This window comes from Cellvibrio fontiphilus (assembly GCF_042646205.1).
Lineage (GTDB): Bacteria > Pseudomonadota > Gammaproteobacteria > Pseudomonadales > Cellvibrionaceae > Cellvibrio > Cellvibrio fontiphilus_A.
On sequence record NZ_JBHRTF010000004.1, the window covers coordinates 275212 to 294388 of the forward strand.

A 19177-nucleotide genomic window follows, 5' to 3' on the forward strand; every position below is an offset into this window, starting at 1 on the left:
CACCCTGTGAGCAAAACCCTGTAGGCAACGAACAATTCCCGAGGAAAAACAATGGCAGAAGTAACCGTTAACGAACTCGCCAAATCGATAGGTGCACCGGTAGAGCGTTTGCTTAAGCAAATGCAAGAGGCTGGTTTGCATCACAAGAACGCGGACGCAAAAGTTTCTGACGAAGAAAAGCAGCGCTTGCTGAGCTTTTTGAAAACCAGTCATGGTGAGGCCACCAGTGAGCCTACCAAGATCACGCTACAGCGCAAAATCACTACGACCATTAAAACCGGTACGGGTAATGCAAAGAAAACCGTGAATGTTGAAGTGCGCAAAAAGCGTACTTACATCAAGCGCGAGGACGAAGTGGCGGAAACGGTTGCGGTAGAAATGCCTGAGCCAGAGCAGGAATCGGTAGTAGCTGAAGCTGTGCCTGAGCCTGTTGTGGCGCCAGTTGAAGTGCCAGAGCCGGAGCCGGTTATTGCTCCCGAGCCTGAGCCTGTGGTTGAAGCCGAGGCTCCGGTAGAGGCTGCTGTTGAGGCGCCATCACACCGTATTTCCTTTACCGATGGTATTGAGGAAAAGCGTCGCGCTGCGATTGAGCGTCGTCAGGCGGAAGAGGCCGCGCGTCAAGCAGAATTGAAAGCCAAAGAAGAGGCCAAGCGTGCGGCTGAGGAAGCCAAGCGCAATGCGACGCGTGCTGAGAAACCTGCCGAGAGTGCTGCGGCTGCTCCCGCCAAGCAAGCGCGTCCTGATGCTCGCGGCCCCTCCAAGGGTAAGCCTGCGGTAGCGATTATTGCGCCACCGGCTGAAAAAGAAGATACCAAACACGGCCATGGTCACGGCCACAAGAAAAGTCATCACAAAGCGGATGATATTGATGATGAATCAGAGCGCAACAAGCGCGGTGCTGGTAAGGCAGTCAAGAAAGGCGCCGTACCTAAAAAGAACCCGCGTTTGGAGTTGTTGGATTTTGTGGCAGAAGACGGTGAAGACAGCGATGTATTAGCGCGTCGCAGCCACCTGCGCGCCAGCCACAAAAAGAACAACAAACACGCCTTTAAAAAGCCGACCACCAAGATTGTTCACGAAGTGAATATTCCTGAGACCATTGCGGTATCGGAATTGGCACAGCGTCTGACAGTTAAGGTTGGCGAAGTGATCAAACGCTTGATGAAAATGGGCGTGATGGCCTCCATGAACGAATCTATCGACCAAGATACGGCGGTGTTATTGGTTGAGGAAATGGGGCATCAAGCCGTATTGGTGAGCGAGAACGACATCGAACACGCGCTGGAAAAATCTCTCGAAACCGAGGGTGATTTGGTACACCGTGCGCCAGTGGTAACCGTGATGGGTCACGTAGACCATGGTAAAACCTCGCTGCTCGACTACATTCGTGAAGCCAAGGTGGCCGCCGGTGAGGCGGGTGGTATTACCCAGCATATCGGTGCTTATCGTGTATCCACGTCACGCGGTGAAATCACCTTCCTCGACACCCCCGGTCACGCCGCGTTTACTGCGATGCGCGCCCGTGGTGCCAAGGCAACTGACGTGGTGATTCTGGTGGTGGCGGCTGACGACGGTGTGATGCCGCAAACTGAAGAAGCTATCCTCCATGCCCGTGCGGCAGGTGTACCTATAGTTGTTGCTATCAACAAGTGCGACAAGCCGTCGGCAGATCCGGATCGCGTCACCAACGAACTGGTAGTGAAGGGCGTTATCCCTGAAAACTACGGTGGTGATACCCAGTTCATCCAGGTATCGGCACACACAGGTCAAGGTATTGATGAACTGTTGGAAGCTATCTCCCTGCAGGCAGAAGTGCTGGAATTGACCGCTGTACCTAGCGCTGCAGCTAAAGGCGTGGTGATTGAGGCGCGTGTTGATAAAGGCCGCGGTACCGTTGCTACCATGTTGGTACAACAGGGTACGCTCAAACACGGCGATCTGATCCTCGCTGGCCAAAGTTATGGCCGCGTGCGCGCCATGATGAACGAGCGCGGTCAGCAAGTTCAGGAAGCAGGGCCATCGACACCCGTAGAAATTCTAGGCTTGGATAACCCACCTAGCGCCGGCGATGATTTTGTTGTGCTGACTGACGAGCGTAAAGCCCGTGAAGTGGCGCAGTTCCGTGCGGAAAAAGAGCGTAAAGAGAAATTGGCGCGCTTCCAGGCATCCAAGTTGGAAAACATGTTCTCCAATATGGAAGCTGGCCAGAAGAAGACCTTGACCGTGGTAGTGAAAGCTGACGTGCGCGGCTCTCTGGAAGCGATCATGGCGTCACTCAACGAAATTGGTAACGATGAAGTTCAAGTGAACATTATCTCTTCCGGTATCGGCGGTATCACCGAAAATGACGTGAACCTGGCGATTACTTCGGGTGCGATTATTGTTGGCTTCAACGTGCGTGCCGATGGTGCAACCCGCCGTTTGGCGGAAACCGAAGGCGTGGACATTCGCTACTACAGCATCATTTACCAATTACTGGACGAAGTGAAAGCTGCGCTGAGCGGCATGCTGGATCCAGAGCGTGTGGAAACCATCGTGGGTATTGCAAACGTGCGCGAAGTGTTCAACTCGCCCAAGTTTGGTCAAGTGGCTGGCTGTATGGTGATCGAAGGTACGGTATCGCGTAACAAGCCGATCCGTGTACTGCGCGACAACGTGGTGATCTTCACCGGTGAACTTGAATCCCTGCGTCGTTTTAAAGATGACGTCAGCGAAGTACGCAATGGTTTCGAGTGTGGTATCGGCGTGAAGAACTACGACGTGAAAGTCGGCGATCAGATCGAAGTCTACGAAGTGAAAGAAGTGGCGCGTCAGCTCTAAGCTGGCTGCAACACTCACGCCCCATTCCTGTCCCAGGAGTGGGGCTTTGTTATTTTTGACCCCTCCCCAGCCCTCCCCTTAATAAGGTGAGGCAGTAACAGCTTCTCCCCCTGCCAAGGGGGAGGTTGGGAGGGGGTAATTACTGAGGTTAGTGGCGCATGCCAAGAGAATTTACCCGTTCAGACCGCGTCTCCGACGCCATCCAGCGTATTTTGGCGCAGGTGATTCCCAGTGAAATTCGCGATCCGCGCATTGGCCTGGTGAACATCAATGAAGTGACTGTGACTCGCGATATGGCCTATGCCAAGGTCTATGTGACTTTTGTCGGCGTCGACGACGAACAGGAAAGCACTGCAGCAGCGGTTGCATTGAATAAAGCGAGTGGTTTTTTGCGCACCTTCCTCGCTAAAGAACTGAGTATGCGCACTGTACCCAAGCTGCAATTTATCTATGACAAGACCTCGGTCAAAGGCCAGCACTTGTCCAGCCTGATTGACCGTGCATTAAAAGAAGACAGTCTGCACCCGCATGACGATGAGCCAGCGGATGACGCTGCGCCCGATACCAATAAGGGCGAGTAATTATCCATGGCACGTAGAAAAGGCCGTCCGGTGGATGGCGTACTGTTATTGCACAAACCCGCGGGTATGACCTCCAACCATGCCTTGCAGCGCGCCAAGCGCTTGTTTTTTGTGGAAAAGGCCGGTCATACCGGTGCGCTGGATCCGCTCGCCACCGGTGTGTTGCCGCTGTGTTTTGGTGAGGCCACCAAGTTCTCGCAATTCTTGTTAGATGCCGATAAGGGCTATCGCACCTGTATTCGCTTGGGTGTCACCACGGATACCTGCGATGCTGACGGTGAGGTGCTGGAGCAGAAATCGGCGGCGGGCATCACCCTTGCGCAGGTGGAAGCTGCTCTGCAGCCACTTATCGGCGACATACTGCAAGTGCCGCCTATGTACTCCGCACTCAAACTCAATGGTCAGCCACTCTATAAAATGGCGCGCCAAGGGGTAGAGGTGGAGCGTGCGCCGCGCCCGGTGACTATCCACAAGATGGAGATTCTGGCGTTTCGCGCGGGTGAGGCGGCAGAGGTGGAGTTGGATATCCGCTGTACCAAAGGCACTTATATTCGCTCTATCGCCGTGGACTTGGGGGTTGCCCTCGGCTGCGGCGCCCACGTCAAAACCCTGCACCGCTCACTGGCTGGCCTGTTTGATGAGACCCAGTGTGTGACTTTGGAGGAGTTAGAAGCGCGTTTTATCCAAGTGCAATCTGAAGCAGGCGATGAAGCTGCCTATGCCGCGTTGGATAGCTACTTGCTCAGCGCCGATGCACCGGTGGCCAGTTTGCCTGCCATAGACCTGCCGCCTAACAGCGCCTATTACTTCCGCTTGGGCAATCCGGTGATGGTGTCCAAGGTCTACCGATTTGGCCAGCAAGGTGATATTGTGCGCGTCTTTTGTGCAGAAACCGATCAATCGCCGCGTGCGTTTCTCGGTTTGGGCAGTATTAATGATGAGGGCGGCGTCGCGCCCAAACGTATTTTGGCCAATCGCTGATTCACAAGATCACGCGAGTTTGGCAGCAGAGTTTATCGAGATGGCAATTTGCTAATCGATAAAAAGCCGCGGCTGACATCCAGCGTTTTATATGAGCGCCGGATAATCACCGCAACAACCCACCTGTAAATATGCGCGGCTGGGCTGTAATTAATTTGCATATTCATTGAGGAAAACATCATGGCACTGAGTGCTCAAGAAAAAGCTGCAATCGTTAAAGAGTACCAACAAGCAGAAGGCGATACTGGTTCGCCCGAAGTTCAAGTAGCTTTGTTGACTATCAACATCAACAAACTGCAAGGTCACTTCGCTAGCCACAAGGCTGACCACCATTCACGTCGCGGCCTGATCCGTATGGTAAATGCCCGTCGTAAACTGTTGGACTACCTGAAAGGTAAGGACTCTTCTCGCTATGTTGCACTGATCCAAAAGCTGGGTCTGCGCCGCTAAGTGTGTATTGTGCCCGCCACTTGGCGGGCACTTTATTTTTCAGCCATAAAAAGCCTGGCAACAGAATTTTGGTGTGAGATTGTTTTAATAATTGCAGTTCGGTAATAAACGGCTAAAAAGCTGAAGCGTTAGTTAATAAAGTTGAGTGATAAAGAGTCAGTAATAAAAGCCTTAAGCAGTAAAAAGTGTAGAAGTAGTAAGCAGTTAGTAGTAAATGAAGTGTATGAAGAAGGTGCGTTCCTAGAGTAAAAACCGAACGCAAATTAAATTGAAAATGAAAGGATAAAAGAGTGAATCCGATTATTAAAAAGTTCCAATACGGCAACCAAACCGTAACCCTCGAAACTGGCCGTATCGCGCGTCAAGCGACCGGTGCAGTACTGGCAACCATGGGTGAAGTCACAGTGCTTTGTACCGTTGTAGGTGCAAAACAAGCATCACCCGGCCAAGATTTCTTCCCCCTGTCTGTGCATTACCAAGAGAAAAGTTATGCCGCTGGTCGTATTCCCGGTGGTTATTTGAAGCGTGAAGGTCGCCCCTCTGAAAAAGAAACCCTGACTTCGCGTTTGATTGATCGCCCGATTCGCCCACTGTTCCCGGAAGGTTTCCTGAACGAAGTGCAAGTGGTTTGTACTGTGGTATCCACTGACAAACAATACGATCCGGATATTGTTTCCATGATCGGTACTTCTGCCGCGCTGGCGATCTCTGGTATCCCATTTAACGGCCCGATTGGTGCTGCGCGTGTGGGTTACACCCAGGACGAAGGTTACATCCTCAACCCAAGCTTCAAACAACTCGAAACCTCTGAGTTGGACATGGTAGTTGCAGGCACTAAAGACGCCGTATTGATGGTGGAATCTGAAGCAAAAGAATTGCCGGAAGACATTATGCTCGGCGCTGTTCTTTACGCTCACCAGGAAATGCAAGCGGTTGTACAAGCCTGTGCGGAATTGGCGCGCGATGCTGGCAAACCGCGTTGGGATTGGCAGCCGCCAGCAGCTAACACTGCACTGACCGATGCTTTGGTGAAAAACTTTGGCGATTCAATCGGCATGGCTTACCGCATCACCGACAAAGCCAAGCGTTATGACCGTTTGGGTGAGCTGCGTACACAAGCTGTTGCAGAATTGGCAACTGAAGCGACCGGTTTCTCTGCCGACGACGTTAAAGCCGAATTTGGCATGGTGGAATACCGTTTGGTGCGTTCACGCATCGTGGCCGGTGAGCCACGTATCGATGGCCGCGACAACAAAACCGTGCGTCCGATTAAAGTAGAAGTTGGCGTACTGGGCAAAGCCCACGGTTCTGCGTTGTTTACTCGCGGTGAAACACAAGCGCTGGTAGTAGCGACTTTGGGTAACGCGCGCGATGCACAAATCATCGATTTCCTTGAAGGCACCAAAAAAGATGCCTTCTTGCTGCACTACAACTTCCCACCTTTCTCTGTAGGTGAGTGTGGTCGTATGGGCGCTACTGGCCGTCGCGAAATCGGTCACGGCCGTTTGGCGCGTCGCGGTGTTGCTGCGGTTCTGCCAGCAGAGTCAGATTTCCCTTACACCCTGCGTGTGGTGAGTGAAATTACTGAATCTAACGGTTCAAGCTCCATGGCTTCTGTGTGCGGTTCTTCATTGGCATTGATGGATGCGGGTGTTCCGCTGAAAGCACCAGTTGCCGGTATCGCGATGGGCCTGGTGAAAGAAGCCAACGGTTTTGCGGTATTGACCGATATCCTCGGCGACGAAGATCACCTGGGCGATATGGACTTTAAAGTAGCCGGTACCACCAGCGGTGTGACTGCACTGCAAATGGACATCAAGATCGAAGGTATCACCGAAGAGATTATGGAAATCGCACTGGAGCAAGCTCTGGCCGCGCGTTTGCATATTCTCGGTGAGATGAACAAAGTGCTCGCAAAATCACGCGATGTGGTTAGCGAAAATGCACCACGTTTTGAAACCATCAAAATCCATCCGGACAAGATCCGCGACATCATCGGTAAAGGCGGCGCGACTATCCGTGCAATCACCGAAGAAACCGGTTCTTCTATCGACATCGATGATGATGGCACCGTGAAGATTTACGCTGACAACACCGATGCATTGAACGCTGCTATTTACCGCGTACAAGGCATTGTTGCTGAAGCTGAAATCGGTGCAATCTACGAAGGCACTGTAGTGCGCATCGTAGATTTCGGTGCATTTGTTAACTTCCTGCCAGGCAAAGACGGCTTGGTACACATCTCTCAAATCGCCGACGAGCGCGTAAACAGCGTGAGCGATTATTTGAAAGAAGGCCAAGTGGTTAAAGTGAAATGTTTGGATGTAGACCAACGCGGTCGCATCAAACTTTCCATCAAAGAAGCCTTGGCAGAAGAGTCAGGTGCAGCAGCACCAGCGGAAGTTACTGAAGAGTAATTTTTCCAGCTCCACGCTAATAAAAACGCCCGCCTCGCAAGACGCGGGCGTTTTTGTTCACGGTCAACTTGCTTGTTCTTTTGGGGTTATTGGGGTTATTATTTGTGAGCTTGGCCAATAATATGGATGTAGGTAATTAAGGTGGGAATCTGGAATTGACGAGTGCAGAACTGATCAAGCTGATTGAAACCGAGGGCTGGTATTTGGTGAGAACCAAAGGCAGCCATCATCACTTCAAGCATCCCGAAAGACCTGGGACGATTACTGTTCCCCATCCCAAAAAAGCATTGGGAATAGGTCTGGTTAGGGAAATCAAAAAACAAGCGGGGCTTTTGTGAAAGCGATTAATCCACAAAACCCACCAGTATTTCATCAATATTTATCCGGTAAAAAATAGGTATTACATATGTTGTATCCAGTAGTGATTGAGCCCGGAGATGAAAACCGCGCATTTGGCGTTGTAGTGCCTGATATCCCCGGCTGCTTTTCAGCTGGTGACACCTTTGAAGAAGCAGTACTGAATGCGCGCGAAGCGATCGAAGGGCATTTGGAAATTCTCTGCGAAGATGGCTTGGATATCCCGCAGGCAAGTGATGTGCAATCACACTTGAATAATCAAGATTATGCAGGTTGGGTGTGGGCCTTGGTGGAGGTAGATATCACGCCTTATCTGGGCAAAAGCCAAAAAGTAAATGTGACCCTGCCGGATGTATTAATTAAACGAATCGACGACACAGTCGCGCGCCAACCAATCTACAAAAGCCGCTCGGGCTTTTTAGCACAAGCAGCGCTTCATGAGTTGGGGCGGTTGAGTTCGGTGTAATAAATGTTTGAAAAGGAGAGGCAGTAAGATCGGCCAGAATGGCTTGATCGAGGTTGGTGGCAGAAAAGTGCGTGAACGCATTTAGAGAAAATGTTTAAAACAATTAAGAAACCGCCCGCCTCGCAAGACGCGGGCGTTTTTTTATTGGCAAATTGTTTTTTGGCTTACAAATAAAAATCCCCGCACGTAGCGGGGATTTTCATTTCAGGGTAACTACTAGTGCCACGCCATAAACGGATTAAAAACGCGTTGCCAACCGGTGAATTTCAGTGGTGCATTGAGTACGGTTAGGCAAATGCAATCTTCATTTTGCAGTGCGGTGGGGCTGTGATTGTGGCTGGTGTCGCGGGCGATGAAATCGCCTTCGTGGTACACGCCCAGTTCATCGGAAAAGCCACCGCTGAGAACTACGGTGTATTCAAAACCTTTGTGGGTGTGGTTGGGAACCTTGGCGCCGGCGTTGATTTTTTGCAGTGCGATCTGGAAGCCTTTAATGCCTAACAAGGATGTTAGATCGAACTTGCTGATCTCTTTGGTTTGGCGTTGCCAAGGCAATTCCGCCAGCGGTGCGGGTAAATAACGCAGCAGCGGGTTGTGGAAATGTTGGGTGATACGACCCGTCTCGGTAGCTTCCATTTTCACCTTGGGAACATGGCTGTGATCGTGCGGTTCAAGCGTTGCCATCAGCGCGTCAAACGCATCGTCTTCGGTGCTGGCGGGTTTGATAGTTTCCAACAGGGCGCCGCCCAGGTGATTAAAATTTTTCACCAGATCGCGGCACTCGTGGCAAAAGCAGAGATGCACAGATACCGCTAACGCTTGGGGAATGCTCAAGCTGCCCGCTGCGTAATTCATTAACGTCATATCATCGGGATGATAGGCACTCATATTTCTTTTGCCTCAAACATAACTCTTAATTTTTGCAGTGACAGGCGCAGGCGGCCCTTCACTGTCCCCAAAGGAATTTTTAACTCCTCAGCCACTTCCTCGTGGGTTTTACCTTCGTAATAGACTTTGCGCAGAGCAATCATTTGTTCCTCTGGCAATTTATCGATGGCGGTTTTTACAAACTTTTCGGTCGATAAATTTTGAATGGAACAGATGGTGGTGTCCTCGGTGGGGATCTGCCACAAATCTTCGGTTTCTACGACGACTTCATTGCGGGTGCGATTTAACTTACGCAGCATGTCGATGCGCTGGTTGCGGGTGATGGTGAAGATCCAGGTAGATACCGAGGCGAGTGCCTCTGAATATTTCCCCGCATTGCGCCACACGCTGGTCATTACTTCCTGCACCAGAACTTCTGCGTGCTGACTAAAACCCTGATTGATCGCATAGGCTTTGATACGTGGTGCAAAGTGTTTATAGATCTCACGAAAGGCCGCTTTGTCATCGTTCTCGGCCACGCGGGCCAGCAGTGCGCCCCAGTCTTGGGTGTCGTTTGCTGCGCTTGAGTCATTCATCGACTTGGCCTTTGTCGTCGTCATTTGATGTCTCATTATCGCTCACCGGGTAGTTTTAGATAGTCTCCAGCTGGCTTTTACGCGCTGGTTCTGCCTCTGGATCAACCTTTTTCACTACAAATTAGCTGTTAATTGCGAATTTGTGCCGAAGAGCGCGATTGCACAATTATTTTTCATTTTTTTTACGCTCTTTTGATCTTCCCAAAAAAGTGGGGCGTAAACCCTACCCGCTGTTACCCAACGAAGTAATGGGTTTAGCCCTGTGTTTCCGATCCAGACATGCACCTTTACCGGTGCCGATAACATCAAAACGATCAATACCAGAGGTAAGGAAAATGAAATCACTCAGAGGTTTTTCTACCCTTGCGAAAGGGCTGGGGCTGGCACTGTTCAGTCTGGTGCTCGTCGCATGTGGTGGTGATGACGACAAGAAAAATGTGACTGTCTCAGTGGCGCCAGCCAATGTGACGGTGAAAGTTGGCATGACACAAAATTTTGTGGCGACGGTTGCAGGCGACAAAAACACCAGGGTGACCTGGTCGGTTGATGAGGCGAATGGCGGCACTGTGACTTCGGCCGGTATTTACACTGCGCCGGCAACTCCCGGCACTTACCGCGTGACGGCAACCAGTGCGGCGGATACAACCAAAAAAGCCTCGGCAACGGTCACAGTTGTGCCACTGGACAAAACCACTGTGCGTGTATTCCACGGTTCAGCCGATGCGCCCAAGGTTAATCTCTGGGTGAATGGTGCAGTGGCGGTATCCGGTTTGGATTACCAACAATCCACCGGTGTACTGGAGCTGGATGAAGGCACCTACAACATCGCTGTTGAAGGTGTAATTCCCGGCGGCAATGCCACAGTGATCGGCCCTGTGCCGCTAACACTGGCTGGCAATACCGACTATGACGTTATTGCAGTGGGTGCGGTTGCCGACATAGAGCCGTTGGTTCTGACTGATACCGGCAGCCTGAGTGATGCAAACAAAGTGCGCGTGCGTGTTGCCCACCTGGCCGCTGCAGCGCCCGAAGTTAAGGTGTTTGTTACCGCTCCCGATGCCGACCTGGCCGGTGCTGCGCCATTAGGCACCTTTGAATTCAAAGAAACACTCGGCCCGGTAGAAGTAGATGCAGGTACCTATCAAATCCGTGTGACGCTGGCCGACAACACTGTGGTTTATGACTCTGGCGCCGTTACTCTGGCCGCGGGTAAAGACCTGCTGATCGGTGCAGTGGCCAATGTAGGCACTGGCTCATCACCCGTCAGTCTCGCTGTTTTGGATGGTAACAATGTTGCCATTATCAACGACAAAAATGCCGGTGCTGATGTGCGTGTAGTGCATGCCTCTGCCGATGCACCAGCAGTAGATGTCACCGCTAACGATGGCGCTACTCCTGCAATCGCCAACCTGGCTTTCCCTGAAGCAACTGGTTATTTGAACCTGCCAGCGGCGACCTACAACTTCAAAGTCACTCCTAACGCTGCGACTGAGCCAGTAGTGATTGATGCTGACGTGCCTCTGGCAAACGGCAGTGCTTACAGCATTCTGGCAGTGGGTGCTCTGGCTAACATCGAGCCTTTGGTGTTGACCGACAACAACCGCTCAGTGGCTACCGAAGCCAAAGTGCGTTTGGTGCACGGTTCTACCCTGGCCGGTAATGTGGACATTTATGTAGTTGCTCCTGGCGCAGGCATAGCTAACGCAATGCCCGCCTTCAGCAATGTGCCCTTCAAGGCCAGCACTGGCTACGTGAGCCTGGCGCAGGGTGATTACGATGTGATCATCGCCCCGACCGGCACCAAGGCCGAAGCTATTAAAGCCCCGGTGAGCCTGGAAAACGGTGGTGTTTACACTGCTATCGCCCGTGACGGTGCCGGCCTGACTGCTGCGCTGGGCGTAATTGGTTTGGATGGCTTGGCGCCAAACAAAACCCATGTACGTGTGATTCATGCGTCTGCTGATGCACCCAAGGTAAATCTCTGGGTTGATGGTGGCGAAGTAGCTTCTGGTTTGGATTATCAAAAAACCACTGGTTATCTGGAGTTGGACGCTGGCACCCACAATATTGCTGTGGAAGGTGTGATCCCCGGCGGTAATGCGACTGTGATCGGCCCTGTGGATTTGACCTTTGATGCCAATACCCGTTACGACGTACTGGCGGTTAACAGCGTTGCCGATATCGAGCCGCTGCTGTTGAGCGACATGGGCAAACTGGCCAACGGCAACAATGTGCGTGTACGTGTTGCGCACCTGGCTGCCGCTGCGCCTGAAGTGCGTGTACATGTGACTGCACCGGGCGCCACTTTGAGCGACGCTACCGTTTTGGGCAGCTTTGAGTTCAAAGAAACCCTCGGCCCGGTAGAAGTGCCTGCAGGTACTTATCAAATCCGTGTAACCCTGCCCGACAACACAGTAGTGTTTGACTCAGGTTCTGTTGCACTCACCAGTGGTAAAGACCTGTTGATTGGCGCTGTGCCCAATGTAGGCACTGGTTCAGCACCCATCCAACTGATTGTGGTTGATGGCGCTAACGTGGCAGTGTTGAGTGATGTGAATGCCGGTGCCAACCTGCGCGTGGTACACGCTTCTGCCGACGCTCCGGCAGTTGATGTGCTGGCTAACAACGGTGCAACACCTGCTGTGGCTAACCTGGCGTTCCCGGCGTTTACCAACTACCTGAACCTGCCTGCCGCCACTTACAACTTCAAAGTGGTTCCTACTGGCGTGACTAGTCCCGTTGTGATTAATGCAGACGTGCCACTGGCTAACAGCACTGAATACACCCTGCTGGCGGTAGGTGCATTGGCTGACATAGAGCCGCTGTTGCTGACTGACAACAACCGCAAAGTGGCGACCGAAGCTAAAGTGCGTTTGGTACATGCCTCCACCTTGGCGGGCAACGTGGATATCTATGTGGTCGCTGCAGGCGCCTCTATTGCCAATGTTGCTCCGGCGTTTAGCAATGTGCCCTTCAAAGCAGACACCGGTTATGTATCGCTGGCGGCGGGTGATTACGATGTGATTGTTGCGCCCACTGGTACCAAGACCGAAGCCATCAAAGCCAGCCTGACCTTTGCCAACGGCATGGTATACACCGCTGTTGCCCGCGATGGTGCTGGTTTGACTGCGCCCCTGTCTGTAATCGGCCTGGATGCGTTAGCGCCGCAATAAGTTAGCGCTGAGTGTTCCATCCAGTAACGCCCGGGCTTGCCCGGGCTTTTTTTTGCGTCAGAAAATATAAATTTATCACTCCAGGCTTGTGATGGTGCGGATTGTGTATTAGTGTAGTGATACACATGATTTATGGATCAACAATAAGCACATTGCTCAAGGAGATGTTTATGTCCGCCTGCGTATCGCTAAACAATCTACAGCGCCAATTTTCTCGCGTTACTGTTCTAAAGGGTATTAATGCACGGGTATTTCCGGGGCAGGTGATTGCTTTGCTCGGTAAAAACGGCGCCGGTAAAACCACCTTGCTGGAAACGATTTTGGGGTTTGGTTTTCCCTCGGGTGGCGAAGCAACCTTGTGGCAAGTTAAGGCGACCGATATCAGCGGCGAACTAAAACAGCGTATTGGTTTTGTACCCCAGCAGGATGAATTATTGCCGAGCTTGACGGGTAATGATCACCTGAAATTATTCAAAAGTTTTCGCGCGCACTGGAACCAACCGCTGGTGGATAAATTAATCGCGGAATGGTTAATTCCCATGAATATGCACACGGGCAAAATGTCCGTTGGCCAGCGGCAAAAATTATCTATTTTGTTGGCGCTCGCCCATGAGCCGGAATTATTAATTTTGGACGAGCCCGTTGCCAGCCTTGACCCCATCGCCCGCCGCCAGTTTTTGCAACAGCTGGTGGATATTGCCGCCGATGAAAATCGCGCAGTCATTTTCTCCACGCATATTGTGAGCGATGTGGAGCGCGTGGCCAATCAGGTGTGGATGCTGCGCGATGGCGATTTGGTTTATCAAGGCGGATTGGATGAACTTAAAGAAAGTTTTGTGCGTGTCACCTTAACGTTTGATCAGCCCGTTAACCCAAAAATTAACTGGCCGCAGGTCATCAAACAAAAAAAGAGCGGCAATCAAATCCAGCTGACTGTTGAACACTGGCAACCAGAAATGGAGCAGCAACTTGCACAGGAATTTTCTGCGCAGGTGAGGGTGGAGTATTTGGGGTTGGAAGATATTTTTCTGGAGATGAATCCATGAATATCCAACCCCTACTCAACCAATATTGGCGCTTGATGTTGGTGATGCTGCTGCCGGCGCGCTATGTAAAGTGGCTCGGTATTTTAACCCTTGCGGTGTTAACGCCCGGGATAGTGCTGTATTTTTTTGATATTTCATTTGTGCTTTATATAGGTTCCGCATTAACCCTTCTGTTGCTGATGATGGTAGGGATGTTGGTGCCGGGGCAAATACTTGCGCTCCGCAGCAGTAAACAATTCCAATGTCTGGCAGATCTGCGCCATCATCTTTTTCTTATTGCCTTTTGCTTTTGGATGTTGGCTGCATTGATTCTGACCCTGACTATGAGCTTTTTTGAACCCAAAGGCTTTGTATTTCATTCGGTGTTTGCCCTGGCGTTTATGGCAATGAGCTGTGTGGCATTACTCTTTGCTGTAGTAGGTTCTTATATGCAAGCCGCGCAGGGTTTTGTGCCGTTGTTTGTGTGGATTTTATTTTTCTCCGCAAAAAGTGCGAATTTATTTGCTGAAGAAAATGCTGGAATCTATTGGGCAGTCAGCGCGTTATTGTGGCTGGTAATGTTTATTTGGTGGTTTCGCTGGCAGCCACAAAAATATTTGGTGAATTTTTTGACCCTGCCCGCAGCAGAAATGCAGCGGCTGCAAATGACTAATACCCAGGCGCTAGCGGCAGCCTTTTCGGCGGTGCCTAAAACCCTTGCCGGCAGCTTATTAGTAGGCGCGTCAGACGGCACTCAAGCCTGGTGCAAGCGTGAGCTGGGGCAGCTGGTATTTTTTGTGCTTATGCTCGCGTTTGTGTTTTATTGGGTAAAAAAAATACCGCCCGCAGCAGCGGGGATTATGCTGAGTATTTATCTGTTTATTTTTATCTGTATTCGCGGCAGCGTTATCTTTCAGTACATTTTCCGCAATTTGTATCGCCTATGGATGAATAGCTCCTACTCCAGAGCGGCACTTCTCACTTATATCGAACAGCAATATATCCTGTTATTAATCGCATCCTTATTGCCTGCCTTCCTCGTTGTTGGTTTGATAAACCATTATTATTTGAATGATGTGTTAAGCCTGTTCCACCTTGCTTATTTATCGCTGATTGGTTTGTTAATCTGCGGCATGTCGTTTTACCTGGGGCTATTTATCTACCTCAAGACTGCTGCCAGTTTTCTCTGGCTCAATTGGGTAACTCCAATAGTAAACATCGCGCTAATTGGCCTTATGGTTTATTTCAATATCCTGTTTGGGGCTGACCCGAGCGTTGAGCACCGGGATTATCTGGCCTTTTCTGCCGGGTTATTCATATTGGTTTTAGTGGGGCGTACCTGGGTTAAATCCCAGTGGCATAGCATTAATTTTTTCAGGGTGAAAAATTAATGTTCACGCTTAATCCCCAATCCGGAATTCCTATTTATCGCCAACTCGCCGAACAAATTCGCCGTATGGTGGCCGGTGGCCAATTAAAAGAGGGCGATGAATTGCCCTCGGTGCGCGAGCTGGCGCTGGAGCATGCGGTAAACCCCATGACTATTTCCAAAGCCTATAGTTTGTTGGAAGTGGAGGGCATCTTGGTGCGTCAGCGCGGTAAGCCCATGCAAGTGGCGGCGCAACAAAAATCGGCGCACAACGAACAGCAGCGGCTTGCGCATTTGCAGCCGCAACTGGAGCAATTGGTGCTCGCGGCGCGGCAATTGGAAATACCCGATAAATTGCTGCTCGCCAGTTTGCGAGATTTATTGGCGGAAAATAATTAATGCCCAAGCCAAATTTTTCTTTTTTATTAATCCCCAAAGGAATTAACGGATGCAAAAATTTCGTTTGATTGCCGCGCTGGGTTGCGCCTTGGTGCCGCTGTTGTTATCGGCGTGCTATGAACAAAAAAGTGCACCCGCCGCGGCAAAATCGCTGCTGCAAGCCTGCCCGGGTTTTGCGGAAACCGGAAAGCCGCCGCTGGTTTATGGCGCCCAGTGCGGCGAGTTAAAGGTGAAAGAAAATCCGGATGATCCAAACAGCCCGGAAATTGCCATTGCCATTTTGCGCCTGCCTGCGATTAGCCCGGTGGCGCAAGCAGATCCCTTATTTTTAATTCAGGGTGGGCCTGGCGGTTCATCCATCGATATGGCGAATCAGCTGCACGGTTTTTTTGCCGATGTGCGCAAAAACCGCGATTTAATTTTTGTGGATCAGCGCGGCACCGGAAAATCCAACCCATTGCACTGCGAAAAAATGTCGCTGCAGGATGCCAAGCTACCCGATGCGGTGCAGCAGCAAAAACAGTTGGAAATTATGCGCAACTGCGCAGTGCGCTATCAGCAATCCCTGCCGTTTTACACCACCCGGCACGCCGTGCAGGATCTAGACGCAGTGCGTGTTGCGCTGGGTTATCAAACAATCAATTTGTGGGGCGTCTCTTATGGCACCCGGGTTGCGCTTGAATATGCGCGCCGCTTTGGCGATCACACGCGCAGTATTATTTTGGATGCAGTGGCGCCCACCGCGATTGCACTGGGTAAATATTCGGCGCGCGATATGCTCGCCGCACTCACGTCGGTCAGCAGCGAATGTATGGCCCAGGTTGACTGTGCGGCGCACTACGGTAACCCGCTGCAAAAAGCAGAAATGGTGTATGCGCGATTGCTGGCGGCGGAAACGGCGGGTCAGCCAGTAGAAGTCACTTACCAGCACCCGCGTCACCAACAACTGGCCAGTCATCGCCTGACACCGCGCGCATTTTCCATGCTGATGTTTATGGCACTTTATTCGCGCGATACTACGGTACTTTTGCCGGAAATGATCAGCCGTGCCGAACAGCAGGATTACAGTTTGTTGGCGGCTTTGCTGGCATTAACGGCGGAGCAGGCGCACTCAATGAATATCGCCGAAGCTATGCATTTTGGTGTGATTTGCAATGAGGACTGGCCGCAAATTTCGGAGAGTGAACGCCAGACAACCGCACCGTTTTTTGGTTTTAACCCGGTGGAAGAGAAGGGCGCTATTTGCGATTTTTGGCCAGCGGCCAGTTTGCCCGATGATTATTGGCAGCCTATTAACAGCAGTGTGCCGGCACTCTTGTTATCGGGAAAATACGATCCGGTAACGCCATCGACCTGGGCCGATTATGTGGCGAGCAGTTTGCCAAATTCCACGCGCCTGTTGGTGGAGGGTGGCAACCACGGTGTGTCCACCGAGGGCTGCATGCCGCAAATTATTGCGCAATTTATTGAGCGCGCGAGCATGACGGGAATAAATGGTGATTGCGCAACCAAGATCAAATCCCTGCCTTTTGTTCTGGGCGCGAATGAGGCGGCAAGTTCTGCATCATCTACCAGCAGTGCATCAAGCCAGGGAGCGACACCATGATTCGGGTTGAAAATTTAACTAAAGTTTTTTATCCAAAAAATGCAAAAAAAATGCTGGCGTCCAATGGTCAATTGCCCGCAAATAATGCGGCCATCACCGCGCTGGATAAGGTGAGTTTTACCCTGCGCGATGGTGAAATTACCGGCTTATTGGGGTTAAACGGCGCGGGTAAATCCACCCTGATGCGTTTGATTTACGGCCTGCTGCACCCCACCGCTGGCGATGTGTGGGTCAATGAATATCAGCTCAGCGTGAACCCCAATGCGGCGCGGCAACAACTGGGTGTGCTGCCGGATGATACCGGTTTGTACAAACGCTTAACCGCGCGCGAAAACATTCGCTACTTTGGTGAACTGCAGGGGTTGGCGGGCGCACCATTGGAAGCGGCGATAGATCAACTGATTGATTGGCTGGGCATGCACAATATTGCCGAGCGGCGCGCGGAAGGATTTTCTCTGGGCGAACGCATGAAAACCGCTCTGGCGCGCGCCATAGTGCATCAACCGCAACATGTGTTATTGGATGAACCCACCAACGGTTTGGATGTAATCACCACCCGCTCGGTGCGCCGTTTATTGCACGAATTAAAAGCGCAACATCGCTGTGTGATTTTTTCCAGCCATTTAATGCATGAAGTCAGTGGCTTGTGTGATCGCATTTTAGTGATTCATCAGGGGCGCATTTTGGCCGATGGCAATTTGGAGGCGATTATGGCGGCCGGTAAAGCGCACAACCTGGAAGATGCCTTTGTGAGTTTGGTGCAAGCCACCAGCACGGAGAATAACAATGCATAATTTTATAAAAACCCTGCTAATTGTGTGGCGCAAAGAGTGGCGCGATGCGCTGCGCGATAAAAAAAGTTTGCGCATGGCATTTTTAATGCCGGTGTATTTTGTCGGTGTGTTTGTGGCTTCATCGCTATTTATTATTCATATGAGCAATCAGTCGCGCGCCACTACGAGTGAGCCGATTAAATTATCGGTAGTGGGCGCTGAACAATTGCCCGCGCTGGTCATGTGGTTGGAAGAGCGGGGCGTGCAGGTGCAAGCGGCCGATGAACAAGCCTATCAACAAGTGCAAAACGGCCAACTGGATTACGCGTTAATTGTGCCGGAGGACGCGCGTGAAAAATTCGCGACAGGCGAGTCCATTGAATTGGCACTGGTGTTTGATGCCACCAATAATAAATTGCAGGGCGCACTGCATTTTGTGCGGCAACAAATCTGGAGTTGGAACGGGCGCATTGGCAGTTTGCGTTTATTATCGCGCGGCATTTCGCCGGCTGTTGTTAATCCAGTTGTTGTGCGCGATTTAAATGTCGCCAGCGATCAGAAAATGGGTTTTTTTGTGATGGCAAGTTTACCCATGTTGTTAATCCTCACGGTATTTATGGCCAGCGTTGGTTTTAGTGCAGACATGACGGCCGGTGAGCGCGAGCGTCGCTCGTTGGAATCGCTGTTAATTACACCGGCGCCCTCGGGCGCGCTGTTATTGGGTAAATGGCTGAATAGTTTGTCGCTCACCTTGTTGGTATTGATTGTGGAATTGAGCTTGCTGGCCATCGCCTTTGCCTATGTGCCGTTTAAGGAATTAGGTTTGCGGGTGGATGTCACGCCGCTGGATTTGTTGCTGGCACTGGCGGTGTTAATGTCCATGGCATTAGTGGCAACGGCGCTGCAATTTTTAATTTCAATTTTTGCGCGCAGTTTTAAAGATGCACAAACCTATATGGGCTTGATGATTTTTATTCCCATGATTCCGCTTTTTTATACGCTGATAAACCCCGGCGCTTACACCGACTGGTTTCGCTGGGTGCCGGTGCTGGCGCAGCAACTGGTGGTGAAAGATTTATTGCTGGGTGGCGCTTTGTCGCTGCAGGCATTTGCCCAGGCTTGGGTGGTGGCAGTGATTCTTGCCGCCCTGTTGTTAACCTTTACCGCGCAGCAATTGCGCAAACCCACTATTGTGTATGGCGCGGGTTAATACCTGCTGCCGGGGGCGGGCATAATTCACCGGAATCCTGTGGTAAAAGTCATAGAGCAATCTGGCAGCAGGGAGGATGCTGAACGG

Annotated in this window: 16 protein-coding genes; 14 read left to right on the forward strand and 2 right to left on the reverse strand. The window is 51.3% G+C overall.

Translation table 11 applies throughout. The features are described from left to right. The first annotated feature begins 51 nt into the window (after positions 1 to 51). The 7 genes from infB to ACFODX_RS09905 all read left to right on the forward strand — a co-directional run bounded on the left by infB (position 52) and on the right by ACFODX_RS09905 (position 8072). Positions 52 to 2820: a translation initiation factor IF-2 gene (gene infB, locus ACFODX_RS09875; RefSeq protein WP_378118583.1), complete on the forward strand. Its 2769-nt coding sequence runs from the start codon at positions 52 to 54 to the stop codon at positions 2818 to 2820. 158 nt (positions 2821 to 2978) lie between these two features. Further along, entirely contained in the window at positions 2979 to 3401 is a 423-nt protein-coding gene (rbfA, locus tag ACFODX_RS09880; RefSeq protein ID WP_378118585.1) for a 30S ribosome-binding factor RbfA, read from the forward strand. 6 nt (positions 3402 to 3407) lie between these two features. Next, positions 3408 to 4382, forward strand: coding sequence for a tRNA pseudouridine(55) synthase TruB (truB, locus tag ACFODX_RS09885; RefSeq protein WP_378118588.1), 975 nt, complete (start codon positions 3408 to 3410; stop codon positions 4380 to 4382). Between the two features lie 180 nt (positions 4383 to 4562). Beyond that, positions 4563 to 4832: a 30S ribosomal protein S15 gene (gene rpsO / locus ACFODX_RS09890; RefSeq protein ID WP_324258620.1), complete on the forward strand. Its 270-nt coding sequence runs from the start codon at positions 4563 to 4565 to the stop codon at positions 4830 to 4832. 290 nt (positions 4833 to 5122) lie between these two features. Then, the gene (pnp, locus tag ACFODX_RS09895) at positions 5123 to 7249 is read left to right on the forward strand and encodes a polyribonucleotide nucleotidyltransferase (protein WP_378118591.1); all 2127 of its coding nucleotides are present in this window, start codon (positions 5123 to 5125) and stop codon (positions 7247 to 7249) included. Positions 7250 to 7404: 155 nt separating this feature from the next. After that, positions 7405 to 7587 (forward strand): type II toxin-antitoxin system HicA family toxin, encoded by a 183-nt coding sequence (locus tag ACFODX_RS09900; protein WP_378118593.1) that lies wholly within the window; start codon positions 7405 to 7407, stop codon positions 7585 to 7587. A 68-nt stretch (positions 7588 to 7655) separates the two neighbouring features. Then, positions 7656 to 8072 (forward strand): type II toxin-antitoxin system HicB family antitoxin, encoded by a 417-nt coding sequence (locus ACFODX_RS09905; protein ID WP_378118595.1) that lies wholly within the window; start codon positions 7656 to 7658, stop codon positions 8070 to 8072. Positions 8073 to 8288: 216 nt separating this feature from the next. Here the strand turns inward: ACFODX_RS09905 and ACFODX_RS09910 are convergent, their stop codons facing one another. Then, a complete protein-coding gene (locus ACFODX_RS09910; RefSeq protein ID WP_378118597.1) occupies positions 8289 to 8960 on the reverse strand; it encodes a ChrR family anti-sigma-E factor in 672 nt (223 codons plus the stop codon). Further along, a complete protein-coding gene (locus ACFODX_RS09915; RefSeq protein WP_324258617.1) occupies positions 8957 to 9559 on the reverse strand; it encodes a sigma-70 family RNA polymerase sigma factor in 603 nt (200 codons plus the stop codon). Before ACFODX_RS09915 ends, ACFODX_RS09910 begins: the two co-directional genes overlap by 4 nt. Positions 9560 to 9870: 311 nt before the next feature. Between ACFODX_RS09915 and ACFODX_RS09920 the strand changes: the two genes are divergently transcribed. The 7 genes from ACFODX_RS09920 (at position 9871) to ACFODX_RS09950 (ending at position 19090) form a co-directional block, all read left to right on the forward strand. Then, positions 9871 to 12708: a DUF4397 domain-containing protein gene (locus tag ACFODX_RS09920; RefSeq protein ID WP_378118600.1), complete on the forward strand. Its 2838-nt coding sequence runs from the start codon at positions 9871 to 9873 to the stop codon at positions 12706 to 12708. Positions 12709 to 12878: 170 nt separating this feature from the next. Further along, on the forward strand, positions 12879 to 13754 hold the full coding sequence (locus tag ACFODX_RS09925; protein ID WP_378118602.1) for an ABC transporter ATP-binding protein: 876 nt from the start codon (positions 12879 to 12881) through the stop codon (positions 13752 to 13754). Continuing rightward, positions 13751 to 15124: a hypothetical protein gene (locus ACFODX_RS09930; protein WP_378118604.1), complete on the forward strand. Its 1374-nt coding sequence runs from the start codon at positions 13751 to 13753 to the stop codon at positions 15122 to 15124. The genes ACFODX_RS09925 and ACFODX_RS09930 overlap by 4 nt, the downstream gene beginning before the upstream one ends. Beyond that, on the forward strand, positions 15124 to 15501 hold the full coding sequence (locus ACFODX_RS09935; protein ID WP_378118606.1) for a GntR family transcriptional regulator: 378 nt from the start codon (positions 15124 to 15126) through the stop codon (positions 15499 to 15501). Before ACFODX_RS09930 ends, ACFODX_RS09935 begins: the two co-directional genes overlap by 1 nt. 49 nt (positions 15502 to 15550) lie before the next feature. Next, entirely contained in the window at positions 15551 to 17107 is a 1557-nt protein-coding gene (locus ACFODX_RS09940) for an alpha/beta hydrolase (protein WP_378118608.1), read from the forward strand. After that, on the forward strand, positions 17104 to 17901 hold the full coding sequence (locus ACFODX_RS09945; protein WP_378118610.1) for an ABC transporter ATP-binding protein: 798 nt from the start codon (positions 17104 to 17106) through the stop codon (positions 17899 to 17901). The genes ACFODX_RS09940 and ACFODX_RS09945 overlap by 4 nt, the downstream gene beginning before the upstream one ends. After that, the gene (locus ACFODX_RS09950) at positions 17894 to 19090 is read left to right on the forward strand and encodes an ABC transporter permease (RefSeq protein ID WP_378118612.1); all 1197 of its coding nucleotides are present in this window, start codon (positions 17894 to 17896) and stop codon (positions 19088 to 19090) included. The genes ACFODX_RS09945 and ACFODX_RS09950 overlap by 8 nt, the downstream gene beginning before the upstream one ends. The last annotated feature ends 87 nt before the right edge of the window (positions 19091 to 19177 follow it).